The 22,541-nt window shown below is 34.3% G+C and carries 25 protein-coding genes, 1 rRNA gene and 1 other annotated feature; of the genes, 1 reads left to right on the top strand and 25 read right to left on the bottom strand.

What is annotated here, in order from left to right:
• Positions 1-56 precede the first annotated feature (56 nt).
• From nusG to radA, 18 genes are all read right to left on the bottom strand, one after another.
• Complete coding sequence (gene nusG, locus BHF71_RS10725) at positions 57-590, bottom strand: transcription termination/antitermination protein NusG (RefSeq protein WP_069657622.1); 534 nt, start codon at positions 588-590, stop codon at positions 57-59.
• 43 nt (positions 591-633) lie between these two features.
• Positions 634-864 carry a preprotein translocase subunit SecE gene (gene secE, locus BHF71_RS10720; RefSeq protein ID WP_176717358.1) on the bottom strand — a complete coding sequence of 77 codons (231 nt, stop codon included), beginning with the start codon at positions 862-864 and terminating at the stop codon, positions 634-636.
• Between the two features lie 13 nt (positions 865-877).
• The gene (rpmG, locus tag BHF71_RS11710; protein ID WP_084024513.1) at positions 878-1,027 is read right to left on the bottom strand and encodes a 50S ribosomal protein L33; all 150 of its coding nucleotides are present in this window, start codon (positions 1,025-1,027) and stop codon (positions 878-880) included.
• 184 nt (positions 1,028-1,211) lie between these two features.
• The gene (gene sigH / locus BHF71_RS10715) at positions 1,212-1,856 is read right to left on the bottom strand and encodes an RNA polymerase sporulation sigma factor SigH (protein ID WP_069657621.1); all 645 of its coding nucleotides are present in this window, start codon (positions 1,854-1,856) and stop codon (positions 1,212-1,214) included.
• Between the two features lie 78 nt (positions 1,857-1,934).
• Positions 1,935-2,450: an NYN domain-containing protein gene (locus BHF71_RS10710; RefSeq protein ID WP_069657620.1), complete on the bottom strand. Its 516-nt coding sequence runs from the start codon at positions 2,448-2,450 to the stop codon at positions 1,935-1,937.
• Between the two features lie 18 nt (positions 2,451-2,468).
• Positions 2,469-3,221, bottom strand: a complete 753-nt coding sequence (gene rlmB, locus BHF71_RS10705; RefSeq protein ID WP_069657619.1) for a 23S rRNA (guanosine(2251)-2'-O)-methyltransferase RlmB — start codon at positions 3,219-3,221, stop codon at positions 2,469-2,471.
• Between the two features lie 2 nt (positions 3,222-3,223).
• Positions 3,224-3,646: a Mini-ribonuclease 3 gene (locus BHF71_RS10700; RefSeq protein WP_069657618.1), complete on the bottom strand. Its 423-nt coding sequence runs from the start codon at positions 3,644-3,646 to the stop codon at positions 3,224-3,226.
• The gene (gene cysS, locus BHF71_RS10695; RefSeq protein WP_069657617.1) at positions 3,643-5,049 is read right to left on the bottom strand and encodes a cysteine--tRNA ligase; all 1,407 of its coding nucleotides are present in this window, start codon (positions 5,047-5,049) and stop codon (positions 3,643-3,645) included. Before cysS ends, BHF71_RS10700 begins: the two co-directional genes overlap by 4 nt.
• Positions 5,046-5,690: a serine O-acetyltransferase gene (gene cysE / locus BHF71_RS10690; protein ID WP_069657616.1), complete on the bottom strand. Its 645-nt coding sequence runs from the start codon at positions 5,688-5,690 to the stop codon at positions 5,046-5,048. The genes cysS and cysE overlap by 4 nt, the downstream gene beginning before the upstream one ends.
• A gap of 99 nt (positions 5,691-5,789) precedes the next feature.
• Positions 5,790-6,015, bottom strand: a binding site (T-box leader).
• 27 nt (positions 6,016-6,042) lie between these two features.
• The gene (gltX, locus tag BHF71_RS10685) at positions 6,043-7,509 is read right to left on the bottom strand and encodes a glutamate--tRNA ligase (protein WP_069657615.1); all 1,467 of its coding nucleotides are present in this window, start codon (positions 7,507-7,509) and stop codon (positions 6,043-6,045) included.
• Positions 7,510-7,612: 103 nt separating this feature from the next.
• The gene (gene ispF, locus BHF71_RS10680) at positions 7,613-8,086 is read right to left on the bottom strand and encodes a 2-C-methyl-D-erythritol 2,4-cyclodiphosphate synthase (RefSeq protein WP_069657614.1); all 474 of its coding nucleotides are present in this window, start codon (positions 8,084-8,086) and stop codon (positions 7,613-7,615) included.
• Complete coding sequence (gene ispD, locus BHF71_RS10675; RefSeq protein ID WP_069657613.1) at positions 8,083-8,769, bottom strand: 2-C-methyl-D-erythritol 4-phosphate cytidylyltransferase; 687 nt, start codon at positions 8,767-8,769, stop codon at positions 8,083-8,085. Before ispD ends, ispF begins: the two co-directional genes overlap by 4 nt.
• 12 nt (positions 8,770-8,781) lie before the next feature.
• Positions 8,782-9,864: a PIN/TRAM domain-containing protein gene (locus tag BHF71_RS10670; RefSeq protein WP_069657612.1), complete on the bottom strand. Its 1,083-nt coding sequence runs from the start codon at positions 9,862-9,864 to the stop codon at positions 8,782-8,784.
• Positions 9,865-9,983: 119 nt separating this feature from the next.
• Positions 9,984-10,478, bottom strand: a complete 495-nt coding sequence (locus tag BHF71_RS10665; protein WP_069657611.1) for a CarD family transcriptional regulator — start codon at positions 10,476-10,478, stop codon at positions 9,984-9,986.
• Between the two features lie 267 nt (positions 10,479-10,745).
• Entirely contained in the window at positions 10,746-11,468 is a 723-nt protein-coding gene (gene pssA / locus BHF71_RS10660; RefSeq protein ID WP_069657610.1) for a CDP-diacylglycerol--serine O-phosphatidyltransferase, read from the bottom strand.
• Complete coding sequence (locus tag BHF71_RS10655) at positions 11,465-12,100, bottom strand: phosphatidylserine decarboxylase family protein (protein ID WP_069657609.1); 636 nt, start codon at positions 12,098-12,100, stop codon at positions 11,465-11,467. The genes pssA and BHF71_RS10655 overlap by 4 nt, the downstream gene beginning before the upstream one ends.
• 20 nt (positions 12,101-12,120) lie before the next feature.
• Positions 12,121-13,170 carry a DNA integrity scanning diadenylate cyclase DisA gene (disA, locus tag BHF71_RS10650; protein ID WP_069657677.1) on the bottom strand — a complete coding sequence of 350 codons (1,050 nt, stop codon included), beginning with the start codon at positions 13,168-13,170 and terminating at the stop codon, positions 12,121-12,123.
• 35 nt (positions 13,171-13,205) lie between these two features.
• The gene (gene radA / locus BHF71_RS10645; protein WP_069657608.1) at positions 13,206-14,570 is read right to left on the bottom strand and encodes a DNA repair protein RadA; all 1,365 of its coding nucleotides are present in this window, start codon (positions 14,568-14,570) and stop codon (positions 13,206-13,208) included.
• A 277-nt stretch (positions 14,571-14,847) separates the two neighbouring features.
• Here radA and BHF71_RS10640 point away from each other — a divergent pair, with 277 nt between their 5' ends.
• Positions 14,848-15,804 carry a 5'-nucleotidase, lipoprotein e(P4) family gene (locus tag BHF71_RS10640; RefSeq protein WP_069657607.1) on the top strand — a complete coding sequence of 319 codons (957 nt, stop codon included), beginning with the start codon at positions 14,848-14,850 and terminating at the stop codon, positions 15,802-15,804.
• Between the two features lie 49 nt (positions 15,805-15,853).
• Here the strand turns inward: BHF71_RS10640 and BHF71_RS10635 are convergent, their stop codons facing one another.
• The 7 genes from BHF71_RS10635 to rrf all read right to left on the bottom strand — a co-directional run bounded on the left by BHF71_RS10635 (position 15,854) and on the right by rrf (position 22,410).
• Positions 15,854-18,277 (bottom strand): ATP-dependent Clp protease ATP-binding subunit, encoded by a 2,424-nt coding sequence (locus BHF71_RS10635; protein WP_069657606.1) that lies wholly within the window; start codon positions 18,275-18,277, stop codon positions 15,854-15,856.
• Between the two features lie 49 nt (positions 18,278-18,326).
• Positions 18,327-19,391, bottom strand: a complete 1,065-nt coding sequence (gene mcsB, locus BHF71_RS10630; protein ID WP_069657605.1) for a protein-arginine kinase McsB — start codon at positions 19,389-19,391, stop codon at positions 18,327-18,329.
• 5 nt (positions 19,392-19,396) lie between these two features.
• Positions 19,397-19,924, bottom strand: coding sequence for a protein-arginine kinase activator protein McsA (gene mcsA / locus BHF71_RS10625; protein WP_069657604.1), 528 nt, complete (start codon positions 19,922-19,924; stop codon positions 19,397-19,399).
• A 95-nt stretch (positions 19,925-20,019) separates the two neighbouring features.
• On the bottom strand, positions 20,020-20,481 hold the full coding sequence (locus tag BHF71_RS10620) for a CtsR family transcriptional regulator (RefSeq protein ID WP_069657603.1): 462 nt from the start codon (positions 20,479-20,481) through the stop codon (positions 20,020-20,022).
• 167 nt (positions 20,482-20,648) lie between these two features.
• On the bottom strand, positions 20,649-21,299 hold the full coding sequence (locus BHF71_RS10615; RefSeq protein ID WP_425425407.1) for an MgtC/SapB family protein: 651 nt from the start codon (positions 21,297-21,299) through the stop codon (positions 20,649-20,651).
• Positions 21,300-21,388: 89 nt separating this feature from the next.
• Positions 21,389-22,051: an HAD family hydrolase gene (locus BHF71_RS10610; protein WP_069657601.1), complete on the bottom strand. Its 663-nt coding sequence runs from the start codon at positions 22,049-22,051 to the stop codon at positions 21,389-21,391.
• 242 nt (positions 22,052-22,293) lie between these two features.
• Positions 22,294-22,410, bottom strand: a 5S ribosomal RNA gene (gene rrf, locus BHF71_RS10605).
• Positions 22,411-22,541: the final 131 nt, after the last annotated feature.

Raw genomic sequence — 22,541 nt, 5'->3', positions numbered from 1 at the left:
AAATACAAATGCAATTCAATTATTATTACATTAACTTTAAAAATTCAACAATGAAACTAAATTTTTTCAACCTGGTTGAAATCTAACTCAACCGGAGTTTCTCTACCAAACATATTGACTAAAACTTTTAGTTTTTGTTTTTCTACGTTGATTTCCTCAATATAGCCAACAAAATTTTCAAAAGGCCCATCAATAACTTTAACAGTTTCCTTGATTTGGAAATCAACTTTCGGACGAGCCTCTTCAATTCCCATCTGCTTAAGAATTGCTTTTGCCTCATCTTCTAAAAGGGGAGTCGGTTTGGAACCAGCACCAGTCGAACCCACAAATCCAGTAACACCGGGTGTATTGCGAACAACGTACCAAGAATCATCAGTCATAATCATTTCTATCAATACATATCCCGGAAAAACTTTTTTCATTGTGGATTTTTTCTTACCGTCTTTATGCTCGATTTCTTCTTCCATAGGAACAAGAACTCTGAAAATCTGGTCTTCCATACCCATGGATTCCACGCGCTTTTCTAGGTTAGTCTTAACCTTATTTTCATACCCTGAATAAGTATGAACGACATACCATTTCCTTTCCATGATGTTTTAGGACTACGTCCTTCCCCCCTTTTTTCATAGATGATTACTTTCCAAACCCAAATAATTGTAATATTAACGAAATTCCTAAATCAATAACAAAAAAGAAAATCGTTATGAATACGACTGTCCATATAACGATATTAGAATAAGCAACCAATTCTTTGCGATTTGGCCAACGAACTTTTTTAAGTTCCTTAACCCCTTCGCGAATAAAGTTAACTACAGAATTGAAACCATTCTTGATACCGGCTCCTAATCGCATAACAAATCCCATCATTACACCCCCATTAGCGTGTTTCACGATGTAATGTGTGATCATTACAGAATTTACAATATTTCTTCATTTCAATGCGGTCAGGATTATTGCGCTTGTTTTTACTTGTGGTATAATTGCGTTGTTTGCATTCGGTGCAAGCTAATGTTACAGTAACCCGCATGTAATACACCTCCCACGATCAATCTAACCTTTATATTAAGTAGTTTATCCATCTTGACATTCTCACTAAAAAATATGAGCCTGTGCATGGTTACTAAAACACTTTAACATAATAGGATTTTAATGTCAATAAATATCGCTTTTTTATTGATAAAAAAGACTTCATCCGAAGTCTTTTAGTAACGTTATTGTTTTTTATCCTCTAAATAACGCTCTAGTTTTCGCTTAACCCTCTGAAGAGCGTTATCAATCGATTTCACATGTCGGTCTAAATCCTTTGCAATTTCTTGATATGAACGACCGTCTAAATATAGTTTGAGCACTTGGCGCTCTAATTCACTTAAAATCTCACCCATTTTTTCTTCGATATCATCATATTCCTCTTGATTTATTATCAATTCTTCAGGATCAGCAGCCTTATTTCCACATATTATGTCAAGAAGAGTACGATCCGAATCTTCTTCGTATATTGGCTTATCTAGTGAAACATAAGAATTTAAAGGAATATGTTTTTGGCGAGTAGCAGTTTTTATAGCAGTTATAATTTGTCTTGTAACACACAACTCGGCAAAGGCCTTGAAAGATGTAAGCTTGTCCCCACGAAAATCACGTATTGATTTATACAAACCGATCATACCTTCTTGTACAATATCTTCTCGGTCAGCACCAATCAAGAAATAAGAGCGAGCTTTTGATCTTACAAAATGTTTATACTTATGGATGAGATACTCAAGAGCCTCATCATCTCCCGCATGAATATGGTCTATCAAATCTTCATCAGTTAATTGCTCATAATCAATTACGTCACTTTCTTTGAGGTTAACACTCACAACGACCCCTCCGATATCTGACCGGTTAAACAAGTTAAAATAATTATACATTATGTAATCTACTAGAGTCAATAAATCCTATCTTTCTCTTCGCCAATCTTCTAATAATTTCAACATTTCTTCATCCAATGAAGAGAAAATATTGCTTTTGATTTTTTTATTTTTTTTTATGACACTTCTCTTTATAGATTTTTCCATAACTTCCTTTTCTACTGCTAATTCTCTTGCAGAAATTCTCAAGGCACCTTGTCCAAATATAACTCGCTGTTCGGTGTAATCAGAAGTGGCAACATAAATTTGCCTTTTACGATGATGCAAATCTTTGACTAACCTTTCAATTAATTCATCAGCTGTCTCATTTTCCTTTGTAAAATAAACTATTATTCGTTTGTCGTCATATCTTCTCCCAATCCCGGGAACCTGATGTGCATCAAAGACCACGATTACTTTTCGTCCCGAATATGTTTGATATTCGGTTAACCAGTCTAACAATTCATCCCGCGCCTCTTCTAAATGACCTTTTTTCTTCAATTTTCTTAGTTCAGGCCATGCTCCAATTATGTTATAGCCATCCACTACTAAAATTTCTTCCATGGCTCTCCCCCGGAATTTCTAAAAACCTCTTTGACGAAAAACTTCAAACATTATTATAGCTGCTGCAACAGACGCATTCAATGAATTAACATGACCTTTCATCGGCAATTTGGCGATAATGTCACATTTGTTTTTAATTAATCTAGACATTCCCTTTCCTTCGCTACCGATGACTAAACAGATTGGGGTTTGAAAATCAGCTTCGGTAAATAAACGATCTCCTGAAGCATCAGTACCTATTATCCAATAACCTTCGTCCTTAAGTTTATCTAGAGTTTGTGCTAAATTTGTAACTCTGGCAACTGGCACATATTCTATTGCTCCTGCAGATGTTTTAGCCACTGTTGAAGTAAGACCAACCGATCTCCTTTTAGGAATAATAATCCCATCCGCGCCAACAACATCCGCTGTTCTTAATATTGAGCCCAAATTATGAGGGTCTTCAATCTCATCTAACATTACCAAAAAAGGTGAAGTTTTTTTCCCTCTTAAATTTTGCAACAACTCGTGCAGATCATAATATTCGTAAGCAGCTACCGACGCAACAACTCCTTGATGATTTTTAGATTGAACCATTTGATCAATTTTTTTTCTGGGCACAAATTGAGTAATGATCTTTTTCTCTTTGGTTAGGGAAAGCAGTTCATGAACTTTTGATTTTTGCATACCTTCAGCAATATATATCTTGTTAATTGAGCGATTGGATTGTATCGCTTCAAAAACCGGATTTCTTCCGATAATGTATTGTTTATCAAAGCTCTTCTTATCCATAACTAATCACCATTTTGATTCCCTTCAATGTAGTTTATCGCTGATTCAATAATCTGTTCAAGCCTTTCTTGTTCATTAGTTAAGAACAAAAAACCAAGTAAAGTCTCAAATCCAGTACTATAACGATAATCTATTATACTAGTGTTTTTGGGGCTGGAATATGACTTAGCATTTCTACCTCGCTTTACGATATCCTTTTCTTTTTCGGTTAACATAGGTAGAATATTTTGTAAAATTTTTGCCTGTGCCACCGCTGAAACATATTTTTTTGTATTTTGATGAAGAATGTTTGGCTTATTACTGCCCTTAGAAAGTACGTATTCTCTAATATAAACCTCATATATAGCATCGCCCATATAAGCCAAAGCCAAAGCATTCATTTCTTCTGGTTTCTTTTTACTCTCACGTTGATTAACCTTTATCATCTTCTTCTCCATCTAACCCCTTGTGGTGTGTCTTCTAATATTATTCCATGCTCCTTTAAATAATCTCTAATTTCATCCGCCCTCGCCCAATTTTTATTCTTTTTGGCCATGTTTCTCTCTTCAATTAACTCCTCAACCCAGGCGTCTTCTGTATTTGTTCTTTCTTTCCTTAAGATCTTATCTAGTCCTAGGATATTCAAAAATGTTCTCAATAAATCAATCATAGCAGATATTGTTTGACTACTTACTCGTTCTTTCTGTAAGTAAATATTACTCTGCTTAATCAAATCAAAAATTACTGTAATAGCATTTGCTGTATTAAAATCATCATCCATTTCTTGTTCAAAGCGTTCAGACAATTTATTTAACACTTGGGACATTTCTGTTTCCATTTTCAATTCATAGTCCAGGTTTTCAAGACGATAGAGCATATTTGCATGTGCCTTTTTTATTCTTTCTAAACTATTACTAGATTGTTCTAATAATTCCTCAGAAAAGTTAATCGGATTACGATAATGTACGCTTAGAATCAAAAATCTTAGAATATTAGGATCATATTTACTAATCAATTCCCTAACCATCAAAACATTTCCGAGAGATTTTGACATTTTCTCATTATTAATATTTATATACCCATTGTGCATCCAATATTTTGCAAACGGTTTATTTGTCAAGCTTTCAGATTGCGCAATTTCATTTTCATGGTGAGGAAAAATCAAATCAGCACCACCAGCATGAATATCAATTGTTTCTCCAAGATATTTTTTTGACATAGTTGAGCATTCAATATGCCAACCTGGTCTCCCTTGTCCGAAAGGACTATTCCAATTAACCTCACCCATTTTAGCATTTTTCCATAGTGCAAAATCTAAAGGATTTTTTTTCTTTTCATCAACTTCGATTCGTACACCAACCTTCAAATCTTCGATAGATTGGTTGGATAGCTTTCCATAATCAGAAAACTTCTCTGTTTTAAAGTAAACATCCCCATCTACCACATAAGCCATGTCTTTATCGATTAATCGTTTGATAAAATCAATTATATCATCCATATTTTCAGTAACTTTAGGGTGAAAATCTGCTTTTTTCACCCCTAACGCTTCTGCATCACGGAAAAATTCTTCGATAAATTTTTCCGAAATTTCCTTTGCTTCTTTACCTGATTCTTTGGCCTTATTGATAATCTTATCGTCTACGTCTGTAAAATTCTGAACGTAGGTAACTTCGTATCCCTTATATTCTAAATAACGACGTACTGTATCAAAGACCACTAATGGTCTAGCATTACCAAGATGAATAAAGTTATATACGGTAGGGCCACAAACATACATTTTAACTTTTCCTTCTAAGATAGGCTTAAATTCTTCTTTTTTCCGAGTCAATGTATTATAGATTCGAATCATTTATAAACCCCTTTCCTGCTCAAAATCTGAATTTCCTCTTTAAGTTGCTCAATTTGTTCTTCCAGTAAATTAATCTTATCAGAGATAATGTTAATCATTTCTTCATTTTTGTCGTTAATTCGAATACCATCTTGAATAACTACCCGTCCCGGCACCCCAACGACGGTTGCATTGGGCGGTACTTCTTGTATAACAACCGCTCCAGCACCTATCTTGGAGTAATCACCTATTTTCATTGAACCTAGTACTTTAGCACCTGCCGATAACATAACATGATTTCCCACTGTGGGGTGTCTCTTACCCCGTTCTTTTCCTGTTCCTCCAAGCGTAACTCCTTGAAAGATCAATACATCATCACCGATTTCACAAGTCTCACCGATCACAATTCCAGAACCATGGTCTATGAATAACCTTCTACCAATTTTTGCTGCTGGATGAATTTCGATTCCAGTCAAAAATCTCGCAAAATTAGAGATAATTCTTGCTAATAAACGTAAATTTCTATTCCATAGGATGTGCGACAAGCGGTAAAACCAGATGGCATACAATCCTGGATAAGTCAAAATTATTTCTAAAGCATTCCTTGCAGCTGGATCATTTTCGAGAAATACCTCGATATCCTCCTTTATTCGTTTGAACATATCTTAACCCCCATTTTTTGTAAATCATAGTTGTAAAATTACCAATATATAATTTGAAAAATTTTTTTAGATGATAATTAAAAAACCGCCTCTGCACAATACAGAGACGGTTAATCCGCGGTTCCACCCTGTTTAGAATGTTTTTATATCCAAACATTCTCACTCGAACTTGATAACGGAAAGATCCGTTGAAACCTAATCGTAACCACTTTCAGTTTCAATGCTCAGAAGTGCACTTCGATTATCAGCAGCCAAACTTCTTTCAGCCGAGGAAGTTCTCTCTGAAGACTACAAAATAATCTACTCTCTTCGTCATCGCTTTGATATTTTATTTTATTTAAAATAATAATCCTTAATCTTTATTTGTCAATAAATTATTAAGCCTATTCAACACTTTATCCTTACCTAATAGGTATAAAGTTTCAGGCAAATCACGTCCATGCGTAGCACCTGTAGTAGCTACCCGAACGGGCATAAATAATTTTTTTCCTTTAAATCCTGTTACTTTTTGAACGGCCTTTAATGCAGCACTTATTGTTTGAGAATTATATTCTGTTAATTCTTGTAACTGCTTATAAAACTCACTTAAAACCACTGGAATATGTTCTTCAGACAAAATCTTATTTTCTTCCTCTCCATATTCAAGCTCTTCTTCAAAGAACATCTTAGAGAGTTCCACTATTTCTTGGGCATAATTCATTTGTTCTTTATAAAGATTAACTAAAACCTCTACCCATTCCTTCTTTTGTTCCGAAAGTTGTTCAGGAATCAGACCTGCTTTTTGGAGATGCGGAATACATAAATCAACGATTTTACTTAATGGCGCCTCCTTAATATAATGGTTATTCATCCAAAATAATTTCTGTACATCAAAAATTGCTGGACTTTTAGAAACCCTGTCCAAAGAGAACTGTGAGATCAACTCTTCTTTGGTGAGTATCTCTTCTTCTCCCTCAGGACTCCATCCAAGTAACGCAACAAAATTTAGTAAAGCTTCAGGTAAAAAGCCTAGTTTCTTATATTGTTCAACAAATTGAATAATCGATTCATCCCGTTTACTCATTTTTTGTCTATCTTGATTTAATATCAAAGAAACATGAGCAAATTTAGGTGGCTCCCAAGAGAATGCCTCATAGATCATCAATTGTTTAGGTGTGTTTGTTAAATGTTCTTCACCACGAATAACGTGACTGATCTTCATTAGATGATCATCCACTGTTACCGCAAAATTGTAGGTTGGGATCCCGTTTGGTCTAACTATAACAAAATCTCCAATTCCATCAGATTCAAACTCTACAACCCCACGAACTATATCATTAACTTTTATAACTTTTCCCTCTGGCACTCTAAAACGCACACTAGGATTACGCCCTTCTTTCTCATACTGCGCCTTCTGTTCTTCAGTTAAATGCCTACACTTCCCTGAATATTTCGGTGTTTCACCACGATCTAATTGCTCTTGTCGTTCCTTTTCTAATTCCTCCGGAGTACAATAGCAATAATATGCATCGCCATTTTCCAATAACTTATCTAGATGTTCTTTATAAATATCTAATCTATCCATGCATCTGTATGGACCGTAATCTCCACCAATATCTACCGACTCATCCCAGTCTAGACCTAACCATTTAAGACTAGCTAATAACTTTTCTTCTGCATTTTCAACGTTTCTAGATTGATCTGTATCCTCTATCCGAATGATGAATGAACCATTATAATGTTTTGCAACTAAATAACTAAATAAAGCTGAACGCGCACTACCAATATGTAAATGTCCTGTTGGACTTGGAGCAAATCTTACTCTAACTTGATCTACCATTTTAATCCCTTCCTTATGTCCCAATTATACATGATCTTTATTTTATCATAGTCTATATCTTAACATAGCCTGAATAATCTTACACTATTATAATCATATAACTCTATTTAGACAATAATACAACAGCTTGTGCCGCAATCCCTTCTCCTCTACCAGTAAAACCTAATTTTTCAGTTGTAGTTGCCTTAATATTCACCTGTTCCAAATTGCATTCTAAGATAGAGGAAATTACCTTTTGCATTTCAGGAATATGATCAGCCATTTTCGGTCTTTGAGCAATGATTATCATATCCGCATTTTCAATTCTAAAACCATCATTTTTAGCTTCTTTCCAAACACTTTTTAGGATTTCTTTACTATCAATTCCTTTTATTGAAGGATCATTGTCAGGAAACCACTTACCGATATCCCCTTTAGATAGAGCACCTAATACGGCATCAGCCAATGCGTGTAACAAAACATCCGCATCAGAATGTCCCAACAGCCCCTTTTCGTAAGGTATTTCTACCCCACCAATTATTAACTTTCTATTTTTAACAAGTTGATGAACATCAAAACCTTGTCCAATCCTGATCATTTGAATTCACTCCATTCATCCAATATTGACTTTGCCCATATTAAATCCTCAGGAGTTGTAATTTTAATATTGCGATAATCGCCTTCTAATATATGAACTTTCATACCTATCCGTTCTACCAAAGAAGAGTCATCAGTACCCAAGAAACCATCTTCTTTCGCCTTCTGATAGGCTTCTTTTAATATCGACAGACGAAAAGCTTGTGGAGTCTGTATCGCCCACAAGCTCTTACGATCAGGTGTATGTTTAATATACAAAGTTTCGTCAACAATTTTAATCGTATCTTTTGTAGGAACCCCCAAAACAACAGCTTCTTTCGTTTGCAGCTGTATGTATAATTTATCAAGTAGTTTGGGATCTATGAACGGACGAGCACCATCATGAACCATAACCCAATCAGAACGAATATAGGATAACCCATTTTGAATACTTTCTTGTCTTTCATTTCCACCAGGCACTATTTTGTCAACACTTAATCCAAATTTTTGTATGAGACGACGTACCTCATTAAGCTCCTTTGGATGAGCAACTATTATTATCTCATTGATCCAATCCTTATTTTGAAACTTTTCTAAGGTATGAACTAGAATAGGTTTTCCATTTATATTTAAGAACTGTTTATTGATCCCAGCACCCATTCTTTTTCCCTGTCCTGCAGCTGCAATTAAAATACCACAACTCATATCATTTACCACCTATAATGCTTTTTCTAGTAATTTAGGTTTTGCAAAAATCATTCTACCAGCTGAAGTCTGTAATACGCTAGTTACTAATACATCTATGTGATGCCCTATAAAATCCCTTCCACCTTCAACTACTATCATTGTTCCATCATCCAAATAAGCGATTCCTTGATTATGTTCTTTACCATCTTTAATTACTTGTACATTTAATTCCTCACCAGGTAACACAACAGGTTTTACAGCATTTGATAAATCATTGATATTTAATACTGGCACCCCTTGAAGTTCGCACACTTTATTTAAATTATAATCATTCGTAACCACTTTACCTTCAAGGACTTTAGCCAATTTAACTAGCTTACTATCGACTTCTTGTATTTCATCAAAATCTCCTTCGTAAATAATTACGTTTATATCTAAATCTTTTTGGATTTTATTGAGAATGTCAAGACCTCTTCTTCCCCTATTCCGTTTTAATGTATCCGATGAGTCCGCGATATGCTGTAGCTCTTCCAATACAAAACTAGGGATTACTATTATACCATCGATGAATCCAGTCTTACAGATATCTGCTATCCTACCATCAATTATCACACTTGTATCCAAAATTTTGTGTTCATACTTGGGTAAATTATCTTTTTTCGTCACCCTATCTTTATTAAACTTGCTTAATGAAAAAATTGATATCAATTCATCACGTTTTTTAAAACCAAGCCTAAAACCAAAATACCCAAGAAAAATTGATAATGAGATCGGGCCAATAAATTTGACAACAGGGATGTTTTCAATTGAGTTAGAAAGTAGATTAGCGATAATAAGACCCAAAATCATCCCCATCAATCCGAAAAAGAAATCAGTCACAGGTAGTTTTAGGATAAATTCTTCACCTAACCTTAACCAGGAAATGATCGTGTCCAAAAACCACGCTATTAAAAAAAATAAAATGAGTGCTCCAACAACAAATCCTAATATACGAGTTTTAATTTCATTAAAAGGCACATTAATCTCAAATAGTTTGATTATATCAGGAATATATAAAAAACCTAAGGTTCCACCCAAAAGGACAAAAAAGATTTGAAATGCTCTTTTTAACATTTCTTCACCCCCCTTTTACCATTATTAACATTTATTTATAAATCAAACCTATTATTTATTTCATTTGTATACAAATTAATATTTAGAAAGTTCGGTAAAAGTGTCAGTAGAAAAAAGCGTCAAAATGACGCATTTTTCTCTGAGATAATACTATCTAATAATGCAAATGCTTCTTCCTGTTTTAAATTTTTTGCTAGAACTAATTCACTTATAAAAATTTGCTTTGCATTATCCAACATTTTTCTTTCTCCAGTGGACAAACCTTTTTCTTGATTTCTTATCATCAAATTTTTTACAACATCTGCTATTTCATATATATCTCCGCTTTTCATTTTATCTAAATTTGCCCGGTAACGACGATTCCAATTTGCTGACATATCCGTTTGGCTATTCTGCAATGTTCCAATTACCTTATCTATTGTTTCTTCATCGACAACTTCTCTTAAACCAATCCCAGCGACGTTATTCATCGGAATCATTACTCGCATATCACCTATTGGTATGCGCATAATATAATACTTTTTAGTTTCACCTAAAAACTCTTTTTCCTCAATGGATTCAATTATACCAGCGCCATGCATCGGATATACCACTTTATCTCCAACATTAAACAAACCCGTCACCCCCGGCTTAAAATACATTTCCATTTTATCACATTTGCTTTTTGATGTCAAAATTAAAATTATTATCTTAGCATACTAAAATACGCAAAGTCAATAATATCTTTAAAATTTATTATTTTTTTTATGAAAAACTTTTTAGGTAATGCAATTATCTGTTAATACGATCAAAAAAAATAAAAAGTTTCAAGAAAAATAAAAAAAGACTTATTTTTAATAAGCCTTTTTTATTATTTGTCATCAATATTCTTTTTACCTTGATTACCTTTTTTCCAATTCCGAGCGAAATTCATCATCTGCAAGATGCTTATTCATTTTGTTTCTCCTAAAACTCTTTTTAATTCCATATAATGCATATAATCCTAAAGGTAAGAATACTACCCTAGGGAATCCCTTAGGAAAATAGATAGCCAAAACAATCACAAGAATCAACGTCAAAGGAACAACAAAATAAACAGTTTTAGGAAAACCTACTTTCTTAAAGTTTGGATATTTTATATTGCTGACCATTAAATAAGACAAGAAAGTCATAATTATGACTAATACAGGGACTTTAAAAACTTCGTAATACAAAGTAGTTGTTGCTAATACCCCACCAGCAGCAGTGATTGGCAAACCAATAAAATACCCTGGAATGCCGGGTTTCACATTAAATCTTGCTAATCTCAATGCACCGGCCATAGGAAATAAAGCTGTTACAATCCAACCTAGTGGACCTACATCTTTTAGCACAACCACATACATGATAAAAGCTGGAGCAACTCCAAATGATATCACATCAGATAATGAATCCAATTCCTTTCCGAAATCACTTTGGACATTTAACAGCCTAGCTATTCGACCATCAAAACCATCTAATAACATACTAATAATTACCATTATCGCAGCATACTCAACTGCGCCTTGAAAAGCTAAAATAATCGCAATAATACCTAAAAATAAATTCCCGAGTGTAAACATGCTGGGAAGAATACGAATAATCATTTTGGGTACCTCCCAATGACAGTTATTCCCGATATCACTTTATCTCCTTTTTTTACACTGATTTCAGTATCAACAGGTAAAAATACTTGAGTACCAGAACTAAATTTTATCATCCCTATTTTATCACCTTTTTTGACTACTTGATCAATTGACGACCAATTTACTATCCTACGTGCCATTATTCCAGCGATCTGTACCACTAAAATTTTGAAGTTATCGTTTTTTATCCCAATGTAATTTTTTTCATTTACATCGTGACTTTTAGGGTTTGTTGCAGACATAAATTTTCCCTTTTGATATTTGATAAAACTTACCTTTCCAGAAATAGGACTCCTATTAATATGAACATCCATTGGACTCATAAATATACTTATGCGTATAGCCTTTTGTTGCATGAATAAGTTTTCATCTACTTCATCAATATTTGTGATCAACCCATCCGCAGGAGCTAAAATTACTGATTCATCAGCCGGTATTTCGCGTTTGGGATCACGAAAAAAATAGATAACAAACATCATAAGTCCGATACCAAAGAAGGATAACCAAGGATTGAGTAGAAATAGAAGAATTGTTAGAGAAATTACTACAACTAGTGTTGGCAGTCCCTCCCTCAATAAAGCGTGTTGCTTCACATAATCACCCCAATGTTTCATTATATATGACGATCAATAAAAACGTGCTCTTGAATTCGCTTCAACCCTTCTTTAATTGCTCTAGCCCGCACTTCACCAATACCATCAACTTCATCTAACTCATCTATGGAAGCAATCATTACTTTGGGAAGAGTTGAAAATTGTTCAATTAAATTATCAATAATAGCGCTTGGTAATCTTGGTATCCGACTTAGTATTCTATAACCTCTTGGTGAAACTAACTCTTCTTGAAGATTAATTTTACCGGTATATCCTATAATCCGCGCCATATTTTGACTATCTAATAATTCATCAGGACTTAACTTTTTCAATTCCGTGATGATCCGTTTTATTTCTTCATCTGCATTATTTTTAGAGTAATCTTTAAATAAATAAAAGGCTTCTTTATCTATATTGGCAACTAATTCTTCAAGCTGCATGCTAATCAATCTACCTTCTGTTCCTAATTCATTGATAAATGTATCTATTTCAGTTTTAATCCTTTGTACCATTTCAATTTTTTGCATCACATATGCAACGTCATTTAATGTTACAACTTCCTCAAATTCCATTGCTGAAAGGTTAGTTAAAGCTTGGTCTAACACTGATTTATACTTTTCTAAAGTTTGAATAGCTTGATTTGCCTTAGTTAAAATTACTCCAATATCCTTTAGTGAATAGCGATAATTACCTTGATATAATGTGATAATATTTCTTCTTTGAGAGATAGATACAACTAAATGACCAGATTGCTTAGCAACCCTCTCTGCGGTTCTATGTCTAATTCCAGTTTCATTGGAGGATATCGATGTATCTGGAATTAATTGTGTATTAGCATATAGAATCTTTTTTATATCATCACTTAAGATAATTGCCCCATCCATTTTAGCTAATTCATATAAATTGGCAGGTGTAAAATCACAGTTAATAGAAAATCCACCATCTACTATATCCATAACTTGAGGACTATAACCAACTACTATCAATGCACCTGTTTTCGCTCTAAGGACATTATCTAATCCTTCTCTAAACGGAGTTCCTGGTGCAACTAACTTGAGTACATTTGACATAAATTTTTCTCTATCAATATCTTTATTCACATATTTCACCCCCCAAATGCTATATCTAGAGCATCTGCAACCGTTTGGACGCCTATTACTTTAATTCCATTTGGAATATTCCATCCCTTTAAATTTTTTTCCGGTATTATTACTCTTTTAAAACCTAATTTTTTAGCCTCTAATACCCTTTGTTCCACTCTTGAAATTCCGCGTACTTCTCCAGTTAATCCAATTTCACCGATAAAAACATCGAAGGGGCCTGTGGCTTTGTCACGAAAACTTGAAGCAATACTCACAGCAATTGAAAGATCAATTCCAGTTTCAGCTAATTTAACCCCACCGGCTACGTTGACATATGCATCTTGGTTCTGCAAAAACATTCCCAAACGTTTTTCTAAAACAGCCATAATCAATGCTACCCTTTGCTGATCCAAACCAGTCGCCATTCTTCTGGGAGTTACAAAACTAGTTGGGGATAGTAATGCCTGGATTTCTACTAATACTGGTCGTGTTCCCTCCATGCTAGCAACTACTGAAGAACCAGCAACGCCAATTGGTCGTTGGGAGAGAAATAACTCTGAAGGATTGCTTACCTCGACTAAACCTACTTCTTTCATTTCAAATATTCCAATTTCATTTGTTGACCCAAATCTATTTTTAACTGATCTTAAGATCCGATAGGTATGATGTCTTTCCCCTTCAAAATAAAGAACTGTATCAACCATATGCTCTAATAATCTCGGACCAGCAAGTTCTCCTTGTTTGGTAACATGACCTACAATAATGATGGCTATCCCACTTGATTTGGCAATTCTCATAAGGCGAGCAGTACATTCCCTTACTTGTGCAACACTTCCAGGACCCGAAGAAATCTCGGAATTATACATTGTTTGGATCGAGTCAATGATTGCTACTTGAGGATTAACTTGTTGTATTTGTTTTTCAATATGATTTAATTGGTTTTCCGTTAGGATATACAGATGTTCTGAGTTAATGCTAAGCCTCTCAGCTCTTCTCTTGATCTGTTTTACTGACTCTTCACCAGATACATATAAAACCTTATAACCTTGGTTGGCAATACTCTGTGACGATTGGAGTAACAAAGTCGACTTACCTATTCCCGGATCACCACCAACCAAAATGAGGGAGCCAGGAACAATGCCTCCTCCTAATACCCGATTCAATTCCCCAATATTAGTATTAATTCTTGGTTCATCCTCTACTTTTATATCAACTATTAATTGTGGAATAGACGAATGTGACAATTGTAAACTTTGAACATTAGGATTTGGTGAGGTGACTTCTTCAACCATTGTATTCCATTTTAAACAACTAGGACATTTTCCCATCCACTTTGGGCTTACATATCCACATTCTTGACACGAGTATTGCGATTTAACCTTAGCCATATTTTTATTTCCTCATCTGTATATTTATATTCATTATTCCTTAATCTTAATTATACATTAAAAATAACCGTATTAGCCGCATCTGTTCATTATAATATAACAATGCTACGTGAAAAAAAAGGGTAAATCAGTCAAGACTTATCACACAGATAAAATAATTTGAAGAAATTTATTAATTATTTATTTCTAATTTTTCAACTTTTAAAGCAGGAATATTTGTATTAATGGCAAATTATTGTACTTAGAGGTCAATAAACATCAAATGGAGGTTTTAAAAATGAAAAAAACTATTAGTATCACGCTAGCATTATTGCTTGTTGTTTCCTTTGTAGTTACAACTCAGGCTTCCGCTGAAAGCGGTTACATTGTTAAGCCGGGAGACACGTTGGGTAAAATTGCTAAAGAATATGGTCTTGATTGGAAAAAACTCGCTGAAATAAATAAATTGGAAAATCCACACTTAATTTTCCCGGGACAAAAAATCGTTTTATCTGACTATAATACTGAAGATTTGAATGAACAACTCGTAATGGCAACAGCATGGGTACAAAATTCAGCCGAGTACCGTGCCCTTGCATACCAAGCATTTAATGTTGCAAAAATGATATTAGACAAAGACTTGGCTGAAAATACTTCTACAGAAAAAAGAGCGATCATTGTTGATGTCGATGAAACGATTTTAGACAATAGTGCTTATGAAGCATTTTTAATTGGTAACGATTTCGGTTACTCTTCAAAAACTTGGAATCCTTGGATGGATGCTGCTGAAGCAACAGCAATTCCTGGCGCGGTTGAATTTCTAAATTATGCTGCTGGTAAAGGCGTCGATATATATTACATCACAAATCGAAAAGTAGTTGGCAAAGAGGGAACATTAAAGAACTTAAAAGATTTAGGTTTCCCACAAGTTGATGAAGAACATTTAATGCTTAGAACCGATACCTCAAGCAAAACAGCAAGAAGAGATGCTGTTGATGCTGATCATCGCATTGTTTTATTAATGGGAGATAACTTAAATGACTTTTCCGATGTATTTAAAGGAAAAACTATTGAGGAAAGATTTGCAGCAACTGATGCAAATAAAGATCTTTTTGGTAGTAAATTTATAGTTTTACCAAATCCTCAATACGGTGAATGGGAAGGAGCTATTTATAACTATAATTGGGGTGCATCAGCAAAAGAAAAGAATCAAATGCGCAAAGATTCTCTTAAACGTTGGTCATTTAATCAATAAAAATAATTACACATAAAACAAAATCACCCCTGTGGGTGATTTTGTTTTATTAAACAGTTTTATTTACCACTAATGTATTGTCTTTTACATCTATTTTTACAGTGTCACCTTTCTTGATATTTCCTTTTAATAATTCTTCAGAAAGCTTATCTTCAATATGTTTTTGGATTGAACGACGTAAAGGTCTTGCACCAAAGTTTGGATCATAACCTTCTTTAGCCAAAAAGTCTTTCGCTTCTTCTGTTAAGATAAAATCAATTCCTTGTTCTTTTAATCTTTTCCTCAACTCATTTGCCATTAATGTCACTATCTTTTTAATGTTCTCTATTGATAAGGAATGGAATACAATTACTTCATCTAATCTGTTTAAAAACTCTGGACGAAAATTCCGCTTAAGTTCGCTCATGACACGATTTTTCATTTGATTATATTCATCTTCTGGGTTTGGAGTGGTAAATCCTAGTGTTGCGTCTCTCTTTATCAATTCTGCTCCAACATTTGAAGTCATGATTATAATGGAATTTCTAAAATCAACAGTTCTACCTTTTCCATCTGTTAATCTTCCATCTTCAAGAACTTGCAATAAAACGTTGAATACTTCTGGATGTGCCTTCTCTATCTCATCTAATAAAACAACCGAATAGGGCTTACGTCTTACCTTTTCTGTTAATTGTCCACCTTCCTCATAACCAACATATCCAGGAGGTGCTCCAATCAATCTTGAAGTTGCATGTTTCTCCATATATTCTGACATATCGATACGAATGATCGCATTTTCATCTCCAAACATAGCTTCAGCAAGGGCCCTCGCAAGTTCTGTTTTACCTACACCTGTTGGTCCCAAGAAAATGAACGACCCAATTGGACGTTTTGGATCTTTAAGTCCAGCACGCGCCCTTCTTATCGCCCTAGAAACTGCCTTAACAGCTTCTTCCTGACCAATAACACGCTTATGAAGTATTTCTTCCATGTTAATTAAACGTTCAGTCTCCTCCTCGGCTAACTTATTAACGGGAATGCCGGTCCAGTTAGCCACCACTAGAGCTATATCTTCAATTGATACTTCGGTGTCTGTTCTACCCTGTTTTTCCTTCCATTTGTTTTTTATTTCCTCTAATTCTTCTTTTATTTTTTGTTCTTTATCCCTTAATGAAGCAGCCTTTTCAAATTCTTGACTTTGTACCGCTGCATCTTTTTCCTTCTTAACTTCTTCCATTTTAGCTTCTAATTCTTTAATATTAGGTGGCACTGTATAGCTGTGAAGCCGTACTTTAGAAGCAGCTTCATCAATAAGGTCAATTGCCTTATCCGGAAGAAATCTATCGGTAATATATCGATCAGATAGCTTAACTGCCTGCTCAATAGCTTCATCAGTAATCTTTACACGATGATGTGCTTCATATTTATCTCGTAATCCTTTTAATATTTGAATCGTTTCTTCTACAGTGGGTTCATCAACCATAATAGGTTGGAAACGACGTTCTAATGCCGCATCCTTCTCAATATATTTACGATACTCATCTAAGGTTGTGGCACCGATTGCCTGTAATTCTCCTCTAGCTAGTGCTGGTTTTAAAATATTGGAAGCATCAATTGCCCCTTCAGCTCCTCCAGCACCAATCAATGTATGAAGCTCATCGATGAATAATATGATGTTACCTGCATTCCTTATTTCTTCCATCACTTTTTTCAATCTATCCTCAAATTCTCCACGGTATTTTGTTCCGGCAACTAAAGTTCCCATGTCAAGAGACATCACCCTCTTATCCCTTAAAATTTCAGGCGTCTCATTGTTTACAATCCGTTGTGCCAAACCTTCAGCAATTGCTGTTTTACCTACTCCAGGTTCACCTATTAGTACCGGATTGTTTTTGGTTCTACGACTTAAAACTTGAATTACTCTTTCAATTTCCTTGTCTCTACCTATTACCGGATCTAAACCCCCTCCTCTAGCAATAGCAGTTAAATCTCTAGCCAATCCATCTAACGTAGGGGTACTTTGATTCCTACTTTCATTTTGGCTAGTCGATACAACTTCAGTATTGCCAAGGAGTTGTAATACTTGTTGTCTAGCTTTATTTAAACTAACCCCTAGATTATTTAATACCCTAGCTGCTACACCTTCTCCTTCGCGTATTAATCCGAGCAAAATATGCTCTGTTCCTACATAACTATGGCCTAATTTTCGAGCTTCATCCATAGACAACTCGATAACTTTTTTTGCTCTTGGGGTATATGAGATATTTATTGGTTTATCGCTACCTTTGCCAATCAATGCTTCTACTTCTGATTGAACCTTTTCTAAACTTATGTTTAATGATTGCAACGCTTTTGCTGCAATTCCTCCACCCTCTTTCACAAGTCCAAGTAAAATATGCTCTGTTCCGATAACATTATGACCTAATCTGATAGCTTCTTCCTGTGCTAATGTCAATACTTTTTGAGATCTTTCAGTAAATCTTCCAAACATCATCCTATATTCCCTCCAATCTCCATTTTTTATTTTTCTAGTTCTTCTAATCTTATTTTATTTCAAGTAATTTTTTTCTAATTATAGTCGCTCTCCTAATATCCCTTTCTTCAGGGGTAAGGATTTCATTAGCAATATACTGTAGAAATCCTGGTTGGGTCATTACCATCAGTTCGTTTACGACTGAAGCTGAAATCCCTTTTATCATCTTTAAATCGATCCCTAACCGTAAATCAGATAATCTTTGGGCTGCTTCCTTAGAATCAATTATTTTGGCATTGGAAAGTATTCCATAAGCCCTGCCAACTTTATCTTCAATTTGGAATCTTTTTTCTTCTACAAGATTTCTTCGGGATTGTCTCTCAAGTTCAATAATCTGATTTACAACCCCATGTAGATTCCTTATTATGTCTTCTTCAGATTGTCCTAAAGTTATTTGGTTAGATATTTGAAATAAATTACCTAATGCTTCACTACCTTCACCATATATTCCTCGTACTGTTAATCCTACTTGAGTAATTGCTGGAACTAAACGATTCATCTGATTTGTTAAAACAAGAGCTGGTAAGTGTACCATCACAGATGCCCTTATCCCTGTTCCAACATTTGTAGGACAACTCGTTAAATAACCCCTTTTTTCATCAAATGCATAATCCAAATCCTTTTCTAAAATATCATCAATCTTATTTGCCATTTCCCATGCTTGATTGATCTGTAGGCCAGGATACAAACATTGTATCCGAATATGATCTTCTTCATTTATCATAATGCTGATTGCCTCATTTTCACTTAAAGTAACAGCACCTTTTCTGGATTCATTTGCTAGATTGAGACTTATTAAATGTTTCTCTACTAAGACCTTTTTTTGTAAATCATTTAGATCTTCTAGTAAGATAAGATCAAAATTACCGATTTGCTTCATTTTCCCATTTATAATCGTTTCGCTAACTTTATTTATAACCGCATTTGCCTGAGAGTCTGTAGCTAAAAGGGGAAAAGGATGGTCTTTTAAATTTCTAGCTATCCGAACACGACTGCTGATCACGATATCCGATTCTGGTCCATCATCACACATCCAATCGCTTATTGCATTTTGCAAATATCTTTCTACTGCCATCAAGCTCAACCCCGACTTTCTGAAATTTTATGCTCTAAAGCTCTAATTTTATCCCTAAGTTTAGCTGCTTCCTCAAACTCTTCAAGAGCAATTTTTTGTTGAAGTATGGCCTTTAGCTGACTTAATTCTTTTTTCAATTTAATACTCTTTCCCGATCGCAATGGGACTTTTCCAATATGTTGACTATTGCCATGAATCCTCCTGAAAATCGGCTCTAATTGGAGTTCAAAATATTTGTAGCAATCACTACACCCAAACTTACCCATCTTTTTGAACTGAGAAAAAGTCAATCCACAGGTTTCGCATCTTTGTGATTCAGGATTAGTATACAAAGGATGTTCTTCTACCATCTGATCAAAATTCAATAATCCAGATAATAAGTGATGAAATGGAAAACTTTCACTGCTACTAGAAAATATTTCTCCTTTTTCCTTTGCACACTGTTCGCATAAATGATATTCATTCTTTTGTCCATTGATTATTTTTGTAAAATGAAGAGTAGCTGGCCTTTTACCACAATTTTCGCAAAGCAATTGTCTTCCCTCCATTTATAAAACTATATTTTAATAATTGTCTCACTACTCTCTAATGATTTAATTTGAAATTACAAAATTATAAATAATAATATTTATTTCGAAAAGATAATTCTAATAACCGCCTTAAAGATATTGGCACGAATTTTATCTCTTATCGGTAATGGTAGATCTAAAACCTCTCTTGCGATAATAGCCTTTACCAGCCTATATTCTTTATTTGATAAATATTGCTCCTCTTTAAGTCTATCTAATAAATCTACAGCAGTGGCTTGAGTAATGTCTTCACCTATTGAATTAATCAAGGTTTCATAGAATTGATCATCAGAATTAATTTCTAATTTTTTTATCCTGATATAACCTCCACCACCTCGCTTACTTTCAACCAAAAATCCCTTTTCTAAAGAAAATCTAGTGCTTATAACATAGTTGATTTGGGAGGGAACACATTGGAATTTTTCCGCTAATGCACTCCTTTGAACTTCAATAACACCATCTTCACTTAATTCAATTATACTTTTTAGGAAATTCTCGATAATATCAGAAATATTCCTCATTGCATCCTCCAGTACATCTATTTTGACTTTGACTAACTTTGACTTTCAATTTTATTATATTATATTTTTTATTATTTGCCAATCACCACATAAAATTTTTATCATCAATTTTTTTAAAGAATTTAATATCTTTTTTGCTCAAGAAAAAACAGAGTAGCATAAAACCACTACTCTGTATTTTTTCCAAATTGGACTTCTTTTACTCCATCCACCTGCTTAATTTCATCAACTATTATAGGCGCATATTCTTTTTTTGATATTCTCAAGAGAAAAATTATACTCACATAATCATCTTCATAGTTTTCATTGTCTTCCTCTGTAATGCTGACACTTTTTATACTGATATTTCTTTCTCCTAATTTTGTTGCTATTTCTCCCAATTTTCCTGGACGATCAACAACATTTACTTTAAGGTGAACCAAACTCCGTTTATGGGCTATAAAGCGATCAATTTTATTTAAAACAGCTAAACTTATCAGTACAAACAAGGTAGCAACAAGAGCGCCTGAATAAAAACCCGCACCAATTGCTAATCCGATTCCAGCAACTACCCATAAGGATGCAGCAGTGGTTAACCCTGTCACGGTAAATCCATGTCGCAAAATTGTACCAGCTCCAAGAAAACCAATACCTGTCACTACTTGGGCAGCTATACGTGATGGATCAAATCTAACATTTTCTTCTAATAGAAAGTCGGTAAATCCATATATTGAGATTAACATTATTAATGCTGAGCCAATACTTACAAGGATGTGGGTTCTAAAACCCGCTGGATGATTATTTTGTTCCCTTTCAAAACCAATGATACCTCCAAGTATGGCTGCTAAAGATAATCTTAAGGTTATTTCTAAAAAATCAATAGACCAAACTCCCCAATTTCAATCACCTCAACCTTCACATTTAATCATTAATTATCAATGATACTCAATAAATCAACAAAATTTTTAATAGTAACATTTGCACCATCTAATTCATCAATTGAAGCAAATCCAAAGTCACAACCTACTGTTAAGCAATGATTATATTCACCTGCTTCAATATCTGAATGTCGATCACCAACCATTACGCATTTGTTAATAGAAAAATCAGCAATTAGCTGTTTTACTAAGAGCTTTTTTGTCGATGTATTATATTCTCCGGCAGTATAGATTGCATCAAAATAAGATTCAATCATAAATGCTTTGGATAAACCTTTAACGTATTCAGCTAATCCATTACTTGCGATAAATAATCTGTATCCTTGTCTTTTTAGTTCATCTAAAGTTTTGATAACTCCAGGATATAAAGCGCCATAACCCTCATTAACGAGGTCCAATTCATTTTTTAACATATACTCATTCGCTTTAATATGTGCCTCTTTTGGAAGCTCCGGTAAAAGTGAGTTCCAGATATCATCTAGGGTCATTCCTATAACGTTTAGCATTTGTTGTTCCGAAGGTATTTTGACTATTTTGATACCATCTTTTTTTAGTTGATCAAAGGTTCGTTCGAAAGAAGGAAGAGCTAATTTTTCAGTTTGAAATAATGTTCCGTCAAAATCAAAAATAATTGCATCATATTTATTTCCCATTTTATCCTCCTACTACTTCTATAATGTGTTCTTAAAATATCAAAGATAATATTATCAAGTATACCAAATTTATAGAATTTTAGCATTGAAGATAGTTAGGTTATAGATAATTTTTAATATTGTATTTAAGAATCCTCACTTTTATACTTTAATGTTTGAGAAACAAAAAAGCAGCCTAAATAGGCTGCAATAAGTACGGTTGGTAATATATAAAAATATGTATGCAATATATAAAAAAAGAAGCCTGGCAACGTCCTACTCTCCCAGGACCCTGCGGTCCAAGTACCATCGGCGCTGGAGGGCTTAACGGTCGTGTTCGGGATGGGTACGCGTGTGTCCCCTCCGCTATCGTCACCAGACTTCTTCTTATTTAATTTATGGTGTGGTTATACTTTTACAGTTGTAAAGTATAACTTTATACACCCTGAAAACTAGATGCGAGTTTCTTTCACCTTACTTGAGCTTTGGTTAAGCCCTCGACCTATTAGTA

Source organism: Vulcanibacillus modesticaldus (genome assembly GCF_001730235.1).
Classification (GTDB): Bacteria; Bacillota; Bacilli; order Tepidibacillales; family Tepidibacillaceae; genus Vulcanibacillus; species Vulcanibacillus modesticaldus.
The sequence above is the reverse complement of the archived record's forward strand: the minus strand, read 5'-3'. Positions and strand labels throughout refer to the sequence as shown.